Origin of the sequence: Thioalkalivibrio sp. HK1, from assembly GCA_000583135.1 — a bacterium.
Taxonomy (GTDB): Bacteria; Pseudomonadota; Gammaproteobacteria; order HK1; family HK1; genus HK1.
In genome coordinates this window covers 1-15978 of sequence record JFBG01000021.1, presented here as the reverse complement: position 1 = coordinate 15978, position 15978 = coordinate 1, and the positions used below count along the sequence as shown (strand labels likewise).

The window sequence follows — 15978 nt, the reverse complement described above, 5'->3', positions numbered from 1 at the left end:
TCCATCGATGGATTCACCGATGGCAGGTCGGTCGATGGCGGATTCGTCGAAGGACGGACTCGTGGCCGCCAAGAGAGGAGCCGCCGAGATCGCACCTTTCGAGTCGATCGACGAAAAAAAGACGGCGAGCACCGGCCTTCGCTCGATAACGCCTCTCGATACCGCCCCTCGAGCGGCCACCTATCGGATAATGGTAAGGGATATCATCGACGATCCCGATCGAAAAAACGATCCGTCGCTAATGATCGAGGAAAAGCGCCGAGAGAACAACGAGGATCGTCCTCGGAATATCCCATCGATCGCTCTTCGGACTCGAGGGCGCTCGTCGACCTCGATGTCGATACGATCCGGCACCCCTCGCAAGACTCGATCGATGGATGAAAAAAACGTCCTCGACCCCACGCGCCGCCAAGGAGCGATCATCATGCGAAAGGGATATCCCCGCCGATTCTTCGCCGCGCTCGTTCTCGGCCTCGCTCTCGCATCGAGCACCGAAATACCAAGGGGATGGATGGAATGGAACGCCGCTCGCGCCGCCGAGCCCCCGATCATCTTGATGCTCGGGGATAGCCTCACCGCCGGCTACGGACTTCCCGCCGCCGATGCCCTGCCCGCCCGACTCGAGGATGCTCTAAGCGAGCGCTATCTTGGCATTCGAGTGATCAACGCCGGAGTCTCGGGCGATACCATCGCCCAAGGCCTTGCCCGACTCGAATGGGTCTTGGCGGATCGGCCCGATGCGGTGATCGTGGCCTTGGGGGCCAACGATGCCTTGCGGGCGATCGACCCCGGGACCTCCCGCTCGCACCTGGATCGCATCTTAGCCGAACTCGAAAAGCGCGAACTACCCGTGCTCCTCGCCGGGATGAAAGCCCCTCGCAACCTCGGGCTCGGATATACGCAACGTTTCGACGCCATCTATCCGGATCTGGCCGAACGATACGACGCCCTGCTCTATCCCTTCTTGCTCGAAGGAGTGGCCGCCATCCCCGAACTCAACTTGATGGTGGACGGCAATCCCGACCTCCACCCCAACCGCAAGGGCGTGATGGTCATCGTCGAGAGGATGCTGCCGATGGTGATCTGCCTCGTGGAGCGGATCGAGGGATTCGAACCCTCGACATCGACCGATGATCCGAAGTGCGCATAAAGCCGCTCGATACGCATCCGAGGATTCGAATACACCCATCGCCGCCGCCCGATGATCGCTCGTCGACGGGGCTTGAATCTCGAAGCGTCCCTTCGATTTCGGGTACAATCTCCGCCGGCTGAGCGCGTTCGGCGCAGCGCTTGAATTCGAAGCGAAAGCACCGCCCCGGCCAAGGGCCATTTTCTCCAAGATTGCGAGGCGGCGAGACAAAGAAACGATGACCCTCCTATCACGCCTTGGAAGGAAGCCGCGCGGAGCGACACCGCGCTCTTCTTATACCTTTACTTTATTCCGCCGAACGCCGAATCAAGGCCGATCGAGACGGTCCGCTTGGGTGTCGGTGCTGACCATACCGTTCCTTGCCTTGGCCGCCGTCTTCTTGCAAGAGGATCCCTCGGCCCTACCCTCCCCCACCATCGATTCCATCGACGTCGGTCCATCCGTGGTGCGACTTGCACACGACGATCCGGAAATCGCCGGATTGACGGATCCGCACTGGACCGCCGGCGGCGATCGCCCGCTCAAATCCGCCGCCGATCCGATATCGATGGCGATCAAGGCCCCGGATATCGCTTCGGATAATCCCGTCGAGTCTTCCCCCGTCGAGCCTTCGAAAAACTCAGGGTCTCCCGCCTTGCGCGAATCGGCCGAATCGTCGGTATCTCGAGAGATCGAGGTCGAGGACGAAGAATCCGTCGGCAATCCGATATCGATGGCGATCAAGGCCCTCGGTATCGCCTCGGATAATCCCGTCGAGTCTTCCCCCGTCGAGTTTTCGAAAAACTCAGATCCCTCCGCATCGCTCGAATTGCCTGAATCGTCGGCGTCTCGAGAGATCGAGAGCGGGGATCATCTCCCGCAAGCCCACGAGGTAACCATTCGCGAGGGCGATAGCCTGTTCTTGATATTCAAACGCTTCGGAATCTCCGATAAAGATCTGGCCTTGATCACCGAGCACGATAGCCTCAAAAAGAGATTCAAACGCATTCGACCCGGCCAGAACATCATCTTGCATATCGACGACGAGTCCCGCCTCCAACGGATGGTGTACCGCACCGATCCCATCCATTTCCTGGATATCAAGCGCAAGGGCGATGGATTCGACTTCGAGGAGGTGGAAGAGACCCCGGATATCGTGCGAGCCTCGGCCAGCGGGCGTATCCAATCCTCCTTCGATGCCGCAAGGCTCCGAGCCGGGCTACCGCCCGGGGCCACCGATCAGGTCGAGGATATCCTCAAGTGGGATATGGACTTTTCTCGCGATCTTCGACCGGGGGATACCTTCTCGTTGATCTACGAGAAAAAGATGAAAGACGGGAAGATGATTCGAGGCGGCTTCGGCCCCATCCTCGCGGTGGAATTCATCAATCGCGGGAAGGCGATCAGAGCGGTGCGCTATGTCGATCCTCAAGGCTTCAGCGGATATTTCACCCCCGACGGGAGTGGCATGCAAAAAGCGTTTTTACGCTCCCCCGTCGCCACCGCCCGCATCAGCTCCCGCTTCAGCCACGCTCGCCGACACCCCATCTTGCACACCATCCGGCCGCATAAGGGGGTGGACTATGCCGCTCCTCGGGGAACGAGGGTCATGGCCGTCGGCGACGGAAACGTTCAATTCGTCGGCAACAAGGGTAATTACGGAAAGACCATCATTTTGAAGCATCATTCGGGATATTCCACCCTTTACGCCCATCTATCGAGATACGCCAAGGGCATTCACGCCGGAGCGAGGGTGAGCCAAGGGCAGCCGATCGGATTCATCGGGAGCACCGGGCTCTCCACCGGTCCGCATCTGCACTATGAATTTCGCATCAACGGCGTGCATCAGGATCCTCTCACCATCCGACTCCCGTCGGATGCCCCGGTCCCGAAAAAGTATCGAAAGGATTTCCGCGCAAAGACCGGGGCCATCTTGACCCAACTCGATATCGTCAGCCGCCCCTCCGTCGCCTCGTCCAACTAAACCCGCGGGCTTATCGCTGCGGCCTTTGAATATCGAGCCGTGCCACCGATCTCGTCGGACTTCGAAATCGAAAGCATCGAAGCCTCGGGGCTTTGAAGAGAGCATCGGCCAATCCCGAGAAAGCGCCGCCCATCGGATAATGCCGGGGCTCGCCCTTTATCACGATCCGAAAAACGATCTTTTGGGTACGAGAATCGGATGCTATTCATCGGCCTGATATCGGGAACGAGCGTGGATGCGGTCGATGCCGCCCTCGTCGACTTCGACGAGGAAAGGATCCGTCTCGTTTCGACCTCATCCACCCCGATCCCCGACTCGCTGCGGCACGAGCTCCATGCCTTGGCTCAAAGCCCCGATCTCCCGGCTCATCGCTTTTGGAAGGCGGATGTGCAGATCGGGGGGCTCTTCGCCGATGCCGTCCAAGCCCTGATCGCAAGCGCCGGGGTCGAAGCGCAAGATATCTCGGCCATCGGCAGCCATGGACAAACCGTCTGGCATGCCCCTTGCGAGCCCTATCCGTTCACGGTGCAGATCGGCGATGCCAATATCATCGCCGAGCGCACCGGCATCACCACCGTCTGCGATTTTCGACGCCGGGATATCGCCGCCGGGGGCGAAGGCGCTCCCTTGGCCCCCGCCTTTCATCGAGCGGCCTTTTTCGAAGAATCGATAGAAAGGGGGATCCTCAACCTCGGGGGCATCGCCAACCTCTCGGTGGTGGGATCGAAATCCCCGCCGCTCGGTTTCGATACCGGCCCCGGCAACACCCTGCTCGATGCTTTCGTTCGAGAGCATTTCGGCAGACCCATGGATCGGGATGCCGAACTGGCCCGCACCGGCAATACCATCACCTCGTTGCTCGATGCCCTGCTACTCGATGCCTATTTCGATCGACCCCCGCCGAAAAGCACCGGGCGGGAATATTTCAACTCGACTTGGCTTTCGCATCGGATCGGGAATCGAGGGGATATGGCGCAACGAAGCCGAGATATCCTGCGAACACTGTGCGAACTGACCGTGGAGAGCGTAGCCAAGGCCATCGAGCGATTCGCCCCGCACATCGAGGAGGTCTATCTTTGTGGTGGGGGAGCGCAAAATCCCTTGCTCACCGAGGGCTTGGCAAAGCGCCTGCCTCGGCTTCGCATCGAAACCACCGAGCGACTCGGAATCCATCCCGAATGGGTGGAGGCGGTTGCCTTTGCTTGGCTTGCGATGCGCACCCTCGCCGGCAAGAGCGGCAACGCTCCCGACATGACCGGGGCCAAGGGGGAAAGGATATTGGGCGGGATCTATCGAGCCTGATCGCTATCGAACCCGTCTATCGAAGCCAAAGATCGAAGCAACCGAGGAGCCTCGTGCCCGCCTGTTGAAAAGGCGAGCCCGAATCCTCTTGTTGCCCTGGCCGAAAAGCGATGCGATCGAAAACGATTTCTGCTGGATTGGAAAAGCGATCTCATCATACGGAAAAGGACATCCCGCAACCGCAGGTGGTGGTCGCATTCGGATTGTTGATCACGAAACGGGATCCCTGAAGATCTTCTTTGTAGTCGATTTCCGAACCCATCAGGTATTGGAAGCTCATCGGATCGATCAACAGCTTCGACCCCTCCCGCTCGATGACGACATCATCCTCGGCCACCGCATCTTCGAAGTTGAAGCCATACTGAAAACCCGAACAACCGCCTCCTTCGATATAAACCCGAAGGAGCGGATCGACCCGACCTTGCCTTAGGATCAGCTCCGCCGCTTTGCGGGCCGCCTTTTCGGAGAAGGTCAATGATCCGTTGAAATCCGAAATCGACATGAATGCATCCTCAGATTGTGCCGTCTTGGCCCAAGAGGCCGATAGGGGATAGCGCTCGAACACCCTTCATAAGATAAATCCTCGAAGGCGGTAAATCAACCGTCCCTCGGCGATGCCAAAGCTCGAGGGTTTGTCCGTGGATCGAATCCCGATGATCAAGACCCATATTTTTTCGACTCGAACGATGCCCGATTCTTCTTTCGCACCCCCCGGCGAAGCGAAGGCCAAGACCGATGCCATGGATAGGCTTGGAGGGACGAGATCACGCAACTGCGATCTTCGGCTTCGCATTCAACCCTCGAAGCCCGCTTTCAAAATCCGCAAAGGGCTCGGCTGTATCATCGGGCGATCGCGGCATCGACGGGCTTTTATCGGCGCCGCCCTTTTTTCGCGGAAAAGATATCGGATCCGATACCGGACGATGATACGAATATCGAGCACTTTGCTTGAGCACTGGGTCGAAGGCAAGGGTATCACCCACCCCGCGCGGCCTTTGGGTATTCGAAAGCGAGAAGACCAGCGTCATGCGTTCTTTGGCCGAGGATAAAGCGAAGAGCCGTCGCTCCATCAAAGTGGCGGCGGTGGTCGGCCTTTTGCTGCTCGGGGCTTCGATCATTTGGATCCTGTCGGGGATCCTCAGCCCCCGGGGTCCGAAGGCATTGCCCGACATCTCTTTCAACACCATCGACGGTCGCACCCTCGATCCCGAATCCCTCGCCGGTCGTCCGCTTCTTATCAAATTCTGGGCCACGAGCTGCCGTGTCTGCCTGCAAGAAATCCCCGAGATCGAAGCCCTCTATCGGGAATTCGCCCCCGCCGGTTTCGAAGTGATCGCGGTGGCCGCCAGCTGGGATCTCCCCGATGCCGTCGTGATCCTCTCCAAAAAACGCGCCTTTCCTTGGCCGGTGGTCCTGGATCCCGACGGAGCGATCGAAAAGCGCTTCGGCGGCATCGAAGCGACGCCGACCCATTTTTTCATCCTCCCCGATGGTCGGATCGCTTTTCGTCATCTCGGGGCGCTCGATACCCGAGCCCTCGCCGACCGCCTTCGCACCCTCGTCTATTGATAAGGCGATGGGATCTCGATCATGCTCTGGGTCAAAGCCTTTCATATCATCTTCGTGGTGGCCTGGTTCGCCGGGCTCCTCTACCTGCCCCGTCTTTTCGTCTACCACGCCTCGACCAGGGATCGACCCGGCGATCTGAGATTTCAGGTGATGGAACGCAGGCTGTTCTCGATCATGAGCATCGGGGCCATCGGGGCCATCGCTTTCGGACTGTGGTTGACCGTCGATCATGCTTGGGCCGCTTGGGGAGCGAGCGGCTGGTTCCGACTCAAACTCGGTTTGGTCGTCGCTCTCGTGCTCTATCACCTATGGTGCGCTAAAATCATCGCCGACTTCGCCGCCGGTCGCAATCGACACCGATCTTCCTTCTATCGCCTGATCAACGAGATCCCCGCCCTGATTTTGGTGGCGGCGGTCATTTTGGTCACGGTCAAACCGTCAATGGATCCCTTCGATGACCCGAACCGTCCAATGCAAAGTGCTCGGCCGTGAAGCCGAGGGGCTCGATGAAGCGCCGTGGCCGGGGGAGCTGGGGCAGCGGATCTACGAAAATATCTCGGCCGAGGCTTGGAACGATTGGTTGCAGCGCTTGCAGATGATCGTCAATGAAAACCAACTGAGCACTGCGGATCCGGAAAGCATCGCCTTGATCGAGCGCCACATGCTCGGCTTTCTCTTCGAAGAAGGCGATCTCGGAGGACTTCCCGCCGGATTTCGCACCGGACGAGGCAAGAAATAGCGGGCATTTACCCCTATCTAACTCGAGGAAAACCCGAGCGACGCGGGTCGAGGCGCTTCGTTCAGCCTGCGATATCGAGGGGGATCGACGGGGCGATGATCACCCGCAGTTCGTCGTTCGCCCGGCGAAGCGCCGCTTCCACTTCTTCGGGATCGTCTCCTTCGGCAAAAACGAATCCGAGGTATTCGCCGCCCTCGGGCAAGGGGAGCAAAGGATAGCCCTCCCGCACGGCGATCGACACCTCTTGGATACCCGGGATCCGACTCGCTTCGAGAACCCCCTCCACCCGCCGCAGCACCCCCGCAGCCGGAGTCGGAATCATCGATACCCCGGCGGCTCGTCCTTCGGGCATCGAAAGATCCGGCGAGGCCCGCAAGGCGTGCTGCAAGATGACCGTCTCGAGGCTCTTGTCGGCGGCCCCGAAGCGAAAAAGACGGGCGCAATCCCCGCCGATGGTGCGAGCCGCTATTTCGATGATCCACGCATCTCGGTCATGGATGCGCAGCTCGGCGTGCACCGGGCCCTCTCGTAGGCCGCAAGCCGCGCAACCCTCTTGCACCCGTCGACGGGCCGTCCGCTGAATTGCTTCGGGCAGGCGCGAGGGAGTGATATAGAGCGTCTCTTCGAAAAAAGGGCCGTCGAGGGGATCCGGTTTGTCGAAGATGGAGATGGTCTGCAACTCCCCTTGCCGCAGCAACCCCTCCAATGCGATCTCCGGCCCCGGAATGAAGGATTCGATCAGCAAGCAGCCAGCCTCCTCCTCATCGATCGAGGGCTTGGCGGACTCGACGATCGCCGCCGTACGACGACAGGCATCGTGCAGCTGCCCGAGATCGTCGGCGCGGATGACCCCGCGACTGGCGGACATCGCCAAGGGTTTGACCACGCAAGGAAAATCGAAGGGCAAGGCGAGGGAGTCCGCAGGACGCCTATCCCACAGAGCATCGATCCCGCTGCCGAGGTCAAAGCGAAGATCCAAGCGCCGAAACGAGGGGATCGGAAGACCGGCCTCGGCCATCGCAGTGCGAGCCATATCCTTGCGGCGGGAAATACGAGCGGATTCGGGATCGTTATGGGCAAGACCCAAGGCCCGAGCCGTGAGACCGGCTAGTTCCAAGGTGATATCGTCGGTGCCGATGACGACGGCGATCGCCTGCTTGCGATGCTCGGCCAAGATCCGATCCACCGCTCCTTGCGGATCATCGAAATCGATGCGCAAGCCGCTCGCTCTCGGAGCGAGTCCGAGTCGCCCATCGGCTTCGAGCGGCATCGACTCGATCGGCATGAGCCCGATCGGCATAAGAGAGTGTTCGCCCTCGGCGGCGACGAGGATATCGAGATCGAGCCCGGCGGCGGCGCGCATCCACGCCGACAAGCGATAACTACCGGAAGGGGCGATCAGCAGCGCTCGCCCAAGATTTCGAATGCGGGGTTCGCATTCCGATTCGTGTCGCCCCGGGGAATCCCCCGATATCAGGATCGAAGGATCAGGATCGACAGGACCCTCAGTGTCCGCCGGCCATCCCGCAGCCGCCACAGGCCCCCGAACCGCCGGTCGTTTGGAAGACATTGCTGAAAACGAATCTCGAACCGGTTTCGCCGGTGGTGAAGTCGATCTCGACTCCTTTGAGATAACCGATGGCCACGGCATCGATATAAATGCGATAGCCGTCGCCGTCGAAGACCCTATCGTATTCGCCGCAACGGTCGGTAAAGGTCATGCCATAGGTCATGCCGGAACAACCGCCCCCGGCGACATAGATACGAATGGCCTCGATGGCATCATCCTCCACCTGTGTCAACAACGTGCGAAATTGCTCACAGGCTTCGGGGCTGATACCGATCTCGTCGGCGCTCAAAGCGGTGCGATATTCCATCGATCTCTCCCGATCCGATATTCTTCGACCCTCGACGACGCAAGCGACGATGGTCGGTTTTTCAGACCTCGATCATCTCGAAATCTTCTTTGCGCGCCCCGCAATCGGGGCATACCCAATTCATCGGCACATCATCCCACTTCGTTCCGGGGGCGATCCCCTCCTCCGGCAATCCCTCGGCCTCGTCATAGACGAACCCGCAGATAACGCACATATAGGATTTCATCCGCTTTTATTTCTCCGCACCGACGGTTCTATGGAGGGCGATATCGTGCCATGCAAAGGGATTATCGCATGATTCCCTTTGGGGAGGGCGACCATGAATCTTGCGGCTCGCCGACGAGCGCCCTTCCCCTTAGGATTAAAATGAGGCACTCGATCCTTGCCCCTTGCCGAGGATAACGCCCCTTTTGCCGGTGTCGATAAGCGATGAAGAACGAGAGCACCGACCCTTGCGTCATATTATGTCTTGCCGGATTGGATCCGACCGGCGGTGCGGGTCTGCAAGCGGATATCGAGACCGTCGCCGCTTTGGGCGGGCATGCCCTGCCGGTGGCGACCGCCTTGACCGCCCAAGACACCAACGACGTCAAGGCACTCATCCCCATCCCCGCCGAGGATGTGCTCGCCCAAGTGCGGCCCTTGCTTGCCGATATCGCCATCGACGGGATCAAGATCGGCCTGCTCGGGGGGCTTGAAACGATCGGGATCGTGCACGATATCCTCGTCGAGCATCGGGGGATACCGGTGGTTCTCGATCCCGTTTGCCGAGCCGGGGGAGGAAAGGATCTCGTCGACGATGCACTGACCGAGGCCTTGGTCGAGGATCTCTTACCCCACACCACGGTCCTGACCCCGAATCGCTTGGAGTTGCATCGCTTGGCTCCGAATCATCCGCACGAAAGGGAGGGGGCGAAAGCCCTTTTGCAGCGCGGCTGCAAATCCATTTTGATCACCGGTGCGGACGAGGATACCCCGCAAGTGATCAACCGCTTCCATACCGGGGACAAAGAACCGCTATCCTTTGGATGGGAGCGCATCGAGGGTGTCTTTCACGGCAGCGGATGCACCCTCGCCACCGCCGTGGCAACCTATTTGGCGATGGGACAAACGCCCTTGCAGGCCGTCGAGTGCGCACAGGGTTTCGCCCACGAGGCGATCGCCCGAGGATATCGCATCGGCTCCGGCCAATCCATCCCGAACCGCCGGGGGCTTGGAAAGATCCGCCCCCGAAACCGTGCATTTCCTCGCTCGCTCCCTCCATCCATCGAATCCGAACCATGACCTTGCTACCCGCTTGCGGCCTCTATGCGATCACCGCCCCCTCGCCGGGAGTCGGAGACGATCCCGACCTCATCGCCGAACAAGTGGATGCGGCCATCAAAGGCGGAGCGGCGATGATCCAATATCGCGACAAAGATCGACCGGGGGGCTTGGAGAGATCGGCGGATGGTCGAGATCGAAGACGCCGCACCGCCTCTCGTCTTGCGCATCTTTGCCAAGAGCGGGGGATCCCCTTGATCATCAACGACGATCCCTCGTTGGCGCTCGAGGTCGGAGCCGACGGGGTTCATATCGGCATCGATGACGGCAGCCTCGAGGATGCCCGACGGGTGGTGGGGGAGGATCGCATCGTCGGCGTGTCTTGCTACGACCGGCTCGATCTCGCAATTGGAGCGGCGGATAAAGGGGCGGACTATGTCGCCTTCGGAAGTTTCTTTCCCTCCTCGATCAAGACCCGGGCGGTAAGGCCCGATATTTCGATCCTTGCCCGCGCGAAAGAGCGAATCGATTTGCCGATCGTCGCCATCGGCGGCATCACCGCAGAGCGGGCGCCCGATCTGATCGCCGCCGGGGCCTCTTTGATCGCGGCGATCACCGGAGTTTTCGCAAACCGATCGAGCGAAAACGATGGCGACGAAGAAAGGGGTATCCTTGCAAATCCCGGTCTTCGAGATATAGAGCGTGCCGCGCGCGGCTATGCCCGACTCTTTCCGCCGGCGGGGGATCGGGCGCACATCGGCGCAGATCGTTCCTAGCGGCGAACCCCGGGATGATTTTTGCAAACCCTTGAAACTTGGATATCAAAAGAGGCAATCCGATCGATGATTCGTTCCGAACAGGAATTCGAGCATGCCCGCAGCATGATTCCCGGTGGAGTCAACTCCCCGGTACGAGCCTTTCGATCCGTCGGGGGAAGCCCGATCTTTTTCGAACGCGCCGAAGGGGCCAGACTCTTCGATATCGATGGCCGCTCCTATATCGACTATGTCGGCTCTTGGGGGCCGGCGATCTTGGGACACGCTCATCCCAAGGTCATCGAAGCGGTGCGAGAAGCGGCCAAGCGGGGGCTCGGCTTCGGGGCTCCGACCGTGGTGGAATCGGAGATGGCCGCTCGCATCCGCACCCTTGTTCCCTCGATCGAAAAAGTGCGGATGGTCAATTCCGGAACCGAGGCGACGATGAGCGCGATCCGCCTTGCCCGCGGCTTCACCGGCCGCGACGCCATCGTCAAATTCGAGGGCTGCTACCACGGACACGGGGACTGTCTGCTGGTCAAAGCGGGCTCCGGTGCCCTGACCTTCGGCACCCCCACCTCGCCCGGGGTGCCCGAGTCCTTCGCCGAACAGACCTTGGTCCTCGATTTCAACGACGATCAGGGAGTACGCCGAGCCTTCGCCGAGCATGGCGAACGGCTGGCGGCGGTCATCGTCGAGCCGGTGGCGGGCAATATGAACTGCATTCCTCCCGCTTCGGGGTTTTTACAGACCCTTCGCCGCTGCTGCGACGAATACGAAACGCTGCTGATCTTCGACGAAGTGATGACCGGCTTTCGAGTGGCTCCCGGGGGGGCGCAAGCGCTCTACGGCATCCGCCCGGATCTGACCGCCCTGGGCAAGATCATCGGGGGAGGATTGCCGGTGGGGGCTTTCGGAGGCCGAGCCGATATCATGGATCGCCTCGCCCCCGAGGGCCCGGTTTACCAAGCGGGCACCCTCTCGGGCAACCCGATCGCGATGAACGCCGGGCTGACGACCCTCGATCTGATCGGCGAGGAGGGTTTTTACGATCGATTGCAGGCGATGACCGAGCGTTTGGTCTTGGGTCTTCGCGAACGCGCCGCCGCCGCCGGTATTCCGATGACGACGAATGCCGTATGTGGCATGTTCGGGATCTTTTTCACCGAGGCCGAAAGCGTGCGGGGCTTTGCCGATGTCATGGCTTGCGATAGCGCACGCTTCGCTCGATTCTTCCACGCCATGCTGGATCACGGGGTCTACCTTGCACCTTCGGCATTCGAGGCCGGGTTCGTTTGTGCAGCGCACAACGAGGAGGAGTTGGAAGCCACCCTGCGCGCCTCCGAGGAGGCATTCTCGGCCTTGAAATAGCGCATTGAAATAGCGCGTCGATCTCGAAAAAAGACCGGTTTTATCCGCAAGGGACATCCTGCGGGGATATGGGATCGCATCCGATCCTCGATGAATCGCCGGCACTCGGGACCCGGGATCTGTATACAATCGCCCGATCGCGCGCGCTTTTTTCGGTGTCCGAGCGAGCGCTTGGGCGGGCGCATCGATATCATCGATCTTTATCGACCCTCATCGGGCGATGCCGGATCGCTGCGCTGCAACATACCGGATTCGATTTGCCAAGATGCCGCTCGCATCATCCCTCGTATCATCCAAAGACCCGAAGATCGGGTCTTCGAAAACGAAGCGCCCCTTTTGCAAAAGCATTCAAAGAGCCGATTGATGATGAAAACACGATATGAAACCGACGATCTACGGATCTCGTCGATCGACGATGTCGCCACCCCGAAGACGATACTCGACGAATTCCCGCTCACCGGATCGACCTCGATGCATATCTCCTCGACCCGGGAGGATATCCACCGGATCCTTCACGGCGAGGACGACCGTCTTCTTGCGATCGTCGGCCCTTGTTCGATCCACGATCCGGATGCCGCCCGCGATTATGCGAATCGGCTGCTCGAATATCGCCACCGCCTCGCGGATCAGCTGCTGATCGTGATGCGGGTCTATTTCGAAAAACCCCGCACCACCATCGGCTGGAAGGGATTGATCAACGACCCCGATCTCGACGGCAACTTCAATATCGACAAGGGGCTGCGCATCGCGCGGCGGTTGTTGCGCGATCTCAACGATTCCGGCATGCCCGCGGGAGTGGAATTCCTCGATCTGATCACCCCTCAATACGTAGCCGATCTGATCAGCTGGGGGGCGATCGGGGCGCGCACCACCGAAAGCCAAGTGCACCGCGAAATGGCTTCGGGGCTCTCGTGCCCCGTGGGCTTCAAGAACGGCACCGACGGCAATATCAAGATCGCCGTGGATGCGGTGGGCGCCTCGCGGCATCCCCATGCCTTCCTCTCCTTCACCAAAGAAGGACGCGCCGCCATCTTCAAGACCACGGGCAACGACGATGCCCATATCATCCTGCGCGGGGGAAAATCACCCAACTACGAGGCCGGGCATGTCGGCGAAGCCGCCGAGCAGTTGAAAAAAAGCGGGCATCCGCCGCGCCTGATGATCGATTTCAGTCACGCCAACAGCGCCAAGCAATACCAGCGTCAGGTCTTGGTGGGTCGGGATGTGGCGGGGCAAATCGCCGATGGTCAGCAGGCGGTGATGGGGGTGATGATCGAGAGCAATCTCGTCGCCGGTCGCCAAGATAATGTCGAAGGGCAAGCGCTTGTCTACGGCCAGAGCATCACCGACGCCTGCCTCGGCTGGGAGGATACGACGAAGGTGCTCGAGGATCTGTCGGAAGCGGTCATTCGAAGGCGTCGGGGATCGGCTTGAACCCAAGGTCGCTCGACATCGATCGACATCGCCTCGTTTTTTGAAAAAGCCCGGGCGACTTTCGAAATACCCGACAGCGGGCATCCGGCGGGGTTCTTTATCACCCCGCTTCGAATCCTTGGGCGAAATACCGCCCTTATCGCAAACCCGCCTTATCTCTTATTGGCCGACGAGTATTGACCGACGAGGGTCGTCGACGGGCTTCAGCCGAGCGGCCAATCACCACCAATTCTCCAGATGCTCGGTGGGGATCGCTCGTTCGATCAGCATGATCGGAATCCCGTCATCGACCCGATAGACGATACGCCCGTCCCCGGTCGTCAACGCCTCCTCGAGCGGAACCTCCACCGTCGAACCGTCGTGATAGCGAATTTCCTTGCGGGAAATCGCTTGGTTGAGACGCAAGAGCCTTGTCTCGTCCAAAGCCCGCACCGATACCGTGGTCAGCGGGCAGACCAAAATCTCCAACAGTTTGGGATCGACATCGATGGCAGGCAACGCAATCTCCTTTTCATTCCTTCGTTCGATATTCGCAGCGGTCTTCGGCGCCGACCTTCGCATCAGGCACCGGAGCGGGCTTCAAAGCATCCGATGTCAAGGGCGGCGGAACCGGATCGAAACCGCCGTTACCGAAGGGGTGGCAGCGCAGCAAGCGACGCAGCGAGAGGATCGAACCCTTGAACGGACCATGATGCCGCAGGGCCTCGATCGCATACTCCGAGCAAGTCGGCAAATAGCGACAGCAAGGAGGGAACAGAGGCGATATCAGCCATCGGTAGGCTTTCACGCAAGCGACCAAGATTCGCACCGAAAGGCCCGCCTTTCGATATTGCACCCGCTCCTCCTCGCTTTTTGCGCCTCGCGCCTCGCTCGATGTCGGCGGACCAAGTGTCGGCGGGCTCGATGAAGATGAAAGCGGCATGGCTCGGTGCGATCGAAGATCACCCGATTCCACCGGATGCGGTGGCCGAGAGCGCTTCGACCTTGCGCCTTGCGCTCTCGGCCTCGACCCCTTCGTCGACCTCCCCGAGGACTTGGGCGTATTTCCTCCAAGACCAAAGATTACGGGGTTTTTCGATGACCCGGCGAGCCAGCAAATCGCGGGCGATATCGTATCGACCGGCTTCGATGGAGGCCCGAATCAGCAGCTGATGGAAAAGATCTCTTTGCGCATGCGATCCCCCGATCAAAGAGATCCTCTCGCGGATCGGCAAGAGAATATCCACCGTCTTCGCCCGCTGCCCGCAATACCAATACTGCCAAGCGCGACAAAGCGCAGCCCCCACTTCCCCCGCCACCTCGCCTTCGGTGACTTTTTCTTGCGCAAAACGCTCCATGCTCTCGATCATCGTCTCGGCGACACTACGCCCGCGCGCCGCCAGCGCCAGCATGTAATGGGTATCGGCAAAGATCAGCAAGTGCTCCCCGATCCGGCCCTCGCAGCGATCCGCCAGTTCGTCCCAACGATCCCCGACTCCCACCCCGCCCTCCTCGAGTCGCCATAGCAGCGAGGCGGCGTTGCATAGATCGAGGTACTCATCGCTTCGATCCGCACGAATCCTTCGATCGTAAAGCGAAAGGACTGCCTCGTAATCCTCGAGTCCCAGATAAAAAAGCGCCTGATGCCACCAAAGATGGTAGGAGAAATTATTGGCCCGCTCGATCTGCGATTCATGGGCCGAGATCCAGTCGATCCCCTCGCGCCGCCGATCCTCGCTCTCCATGACATGGGCCACCGCATGCACCGCCCATAGATCGGCCGGATCCAGCGCCGCCGCCCACCGCCCGGCGCGTTCCGCCTCGGCATAATCCCCGCATTCCTCAAGGGCGAAGGCATGCATCCCCACCACCTGAGCATAGCCCTCCACCCCTTCATCCCATGCCGGCAGCACCCGTTGGATCGAATCTTGCATATCCTTGGGACCATTGACATAAAAATGCATGTAGTGCGCAAGTTTGAGGGCCAGAAGATCATGGGGATGGCGGGCCAAGATCGCCTCCCAATGCGAGATGGCCTGTCGGAGATCGCCTCGAATCCAGGCATCCAAGGCCTCGATATGGCTTTTTTCGCGCTCGGTGGCTCCTCGCTCCTCGACCGATTGACGGGCTTTTTTCGAACTCGAAGCGGCCTTGCCGACCAATGCCGGCACACAAAATAGCATCAGGAAAAAACCCTTGATGCAATGGGCCAGAGCCATCTTCGAATCGGCGGCGAATACCCCTTTCAAACACTCCCCGGTATCGGGGGCGAAATGGGTATAGCGTTCCATCACCCTATCGAGGCCTCGTACCGCCTCGTCGTCGGCGGCGGTGATTTCAAGTCCACGGCTATCTCGCATGCCCACCTTACCCCCTTCTTCGGATCGATCGACCGGGATTGATACGAGAGGGTACCGATTCCCGGATTACAGGCATCATACCGCCTGCCACCCGCCGGGTATCCGCTCGGCGAGGAACCATTTCATTGGCCGAGGAGGATTCGAGGGTCGCTCACCGATACCACCTTGCGCGCTTGGCGACAAGGTCTCAGGATGAAAAACCGAGCCAAAGCGAGC

The 15978-nt window shown here is 60.0% G+C and carries 16 protein-coding genes, 1 tRNA gene and 1 pseudogene; 10 read left to right on the top strand and 8 right to left on the bottom strand.

Translation table 11 applies throughout. The features are described 5' to 3' along the window. Window positions 1-7 precede the first annotated feature (7 nt). Window positions 8-1033, top strand: a pseudogene (locus BF99_RS23995) (arylesterase); the annotation flags it as partial. Between the two features lie 58 nt (window positions 1034-1091). Here the strand turns inward: BF99_RS23995 and BF99_RS22880 are convergent. Next, window positions 1092-1165, bottom strand: a tRNA-OTHER gene (locus BF99_RS22880). Between the two features lie 325 nt (window positions 1166-1490). Here BF99_RS22880 and BF99_RS20425 point away from each other — a divergent pair. Then, the gene (locus tag BF99_RS20425; protein WP_197019073.1) at window positions 1491-3113 is read left to right on the top strand and encodes a peptidoglycan DD-metalloendopeptidase family protein; all 1623 of its coding nucleotides are present in this window, start codon (window positions 1491-1493) and stop codon (window positions 3111-3113) included. A 198-nt stretch (window positions 3114-3311) separates the two neighbouring features. Beyond that, entirely contained in the window at window positions 3312-4415 is a 1104-nt protein-coding gene (locus BF99_RS0107545) for an anhydro-N-acetylmuramic acid kinase (RefSeq protein ID WP_025770391.1), read from the top strand. A 154-nt stretch (window positions 4416-4569) separates the two neighbouring features. Here the strand turns inward: BF99_RS0107545 and erpA are convergent, their stop codons facing one another. Continuing rightward, complete coding sequence (erpA, locus tag BF99_RS0107535) at window positions 4570-4917, bottom strand: iron-sulfur cluster insertion protein ErpA (protein ID WP_025770390.1); 348 nt, start codon at window positions 4915-4917, stop codon at window positions 4570-4572. Window positions 4918-5363: 446 nt separating this feature from the next. Between erpA and BF99_RS20420 the strand changes: the two genes are divergently transcribed. The 3 genes from BF99_RS20420 to BF99_RS0107510 are packed head-to-tail and all read left to right on the top strand — an operon-like array spanning window position 5364 to window position 6723. Continuing rightward, window positions 5364-5984, top strand: a complete 621-nt coding sequence (locus BF99_RS20420) for a TlpA family protein disulfide reductase (RefSeq protein WP_156013214.1) — start codon at window positions 5364-5366, stop codon at window positions 5982-5984. A 21-nt stretch (window positions 5985-6005) separates the two neighbouring features. Beyond that, the gene (locus BF99_RS0107515) at window positions 6006-6476 is read left to right on the top strand and encodes a CopD family protein (protein WP_025770387.1); all 471 of its coding nucleotides are present in this window, start codon (window positions 6006-6008) and stop codon (window positions 6474-6476) included. After that, complete coding sequence (locus tag BF99_RS0107510; protein WP_025770386.1) at window positions 6439-6723, top strand: oxidative damage protection protein; 285 nt, start codon at window positions 6439-6441, stop codon at window positions 6721-6723. The genes BF99_RS0107515 and BF99_RS0107510 overlap by 38 nt, the downstream gene beginning before the upstream one ends. 61 nt (window positions 6724-6784) lie before the next feature. On the opposite strand, the gene BF99_RS0107505 is transcribed toward BF99_RS0107510, so the two are convergent. From BF99_RS0107505 to BF99_RS0107495, 3 genes are all read right to left on the bottom strand, one after another. Further along, window positions 6785-8293: an ATP-grasp domain-containing protein gene (locus tag BF99_RS0107505; RefSeq protein ID WP_081759156.1), complete on the bottom strand. Its 1509-nt coding sequence runs from the start codon at window positions 8291-8293 to the stop codon at window positions 6785-6787. Continuing rightward, window positions 8229-8600, bottom strand: a complete 372-nt coding sequence (locus BF99_RS0107500; RefSeq protein WP_025770384.1) for a HesB/IscA family protein — start codon at window positions 8598-8600, stop codon at window positions 8229-8231. Before BF99_RS0107500 ends, BF99_RS0107505 begins: the two co-directional genes overlap by 65 nt. A 61-nt stretch (window positions 8601-8661) precedes the next feature. Continuing rightward, on the bottom strand, window positions 8662-8826 hold the full coding sequence (locus BF99_RS0107495) for a rubredoxin (RefSeq protein ID WP_025770383.1): 165 nt from the start codon (window positions 8824-8826) through the stop codon (window positions 8662-8664). A gap of 203 nt (window positions 8827-9029) precedes the next feature. Here BF99_RS0107495 and thiD point away from each other — a divergent pair, with 203 nt between their 5' ends. The 4 genes from thiD to aroG all read left to right on the top strand — a co-directional run bounded on the left by thiD (window position 9030) and on the right by aroG (window position 13423). Continuing rightward, window positions 9030-9884 carry a bifunctional hydroxymethylpyrimidine kinase/phosphomethylpyrimidine kinase gene (gene thiD / locus BF99_RS0107490; protein ID WP_025770382.1) on the top strand — a complete coding sequence of 285 codons (855 nt, stop codon included), beginning with the start codon at window positions 9030-9032 and terminating at the stop codon, window positions 9882-9884. Beyond that, window positions 9881-10639 carry a thiamine phosphate synthase gene (gene thiE / locus BF99_RS0107485; protein WP_025770381.1) on the top strand — a complete coding sequence of 253 codons (759 nt, stop codon included), beginning with the start codon at window positions 9881-9883 and terminating at the stop codon, window positions 10637-10639. The genes thiD and thiE overlap by 4 nt, the downstream gene beginning before the upstream one ends. A 66-nt stretch (window positions 10640-10705) precedes the next feature. Further along, window positions 10706-11989 carry a glutamate-1-semialdehyde 2,1-aminomutase gene (gene hemL / locus BF99_RS0107480; protein WP_025770380.1) on the top strand — a complete coding sequence of 428 codons (1284 nt, stop codon included), beginning with the start codon at window positions 10706-10708 and terminating at the stop codon, window positions 11987-11989. 363 nt (window positions 11990-12352) lie between these two features. Further along, on the top strand, window positions 12353-13423 hold the full coding sequence (aroG, locus tag BF99_RS0107475) for a 3-deoxy-7-phosphoheptulonate synthase AroG (protein WP_306699649.1): 1071 nt from the start codon (window positions 12353-12355) through the stop codon (window positions 13421-13423). 219 nt (window positions 13424-13642) lie between these two features. Here aroG and BF99_RS0107470 read toward each other — a convergent pair whose 3' ends face one another. The 3 genes from BF99_RS0107470 to BF99_RS20410 form a co-directional block, all read right to left on the bottom strand. After that, on the bottom strand, window positions 13643-13921 hold the full coding sequence (locus tag BF99_RS0107470; RefSeq protein ID WP_231471339.1) for a Trm112 family protein: 279 nt from the start codon (window positions 13919-13921) through the stop codon (window positions 13643-13645). 13 nt (window positions 13922-13934) lie between these two features. Then, a complete protein-coding gene (gene yidD / locus BF99_RS22430) occupies window positions 13935-14258 on the bottom strand; it encodes a membrane protein insertion efficiency factor YidD (protein ID WP_231471338.1) in 324 nt (107 codons plus the stop codon). 106 nt (window positions 14259-14364) lie between these two features. Further along, window positions 14365-15762, bottom strand: coding sequence for a tetratricopeptide repeat protein (locus BF99_RS20410; RefSeq protein ID WP_025770376.1), 1398 nt, complete (start codon window positions 15760-15762; stop codon window positions 14365-14367). Window positions 15763-15978: the final 216 nt, after the last annotated feature.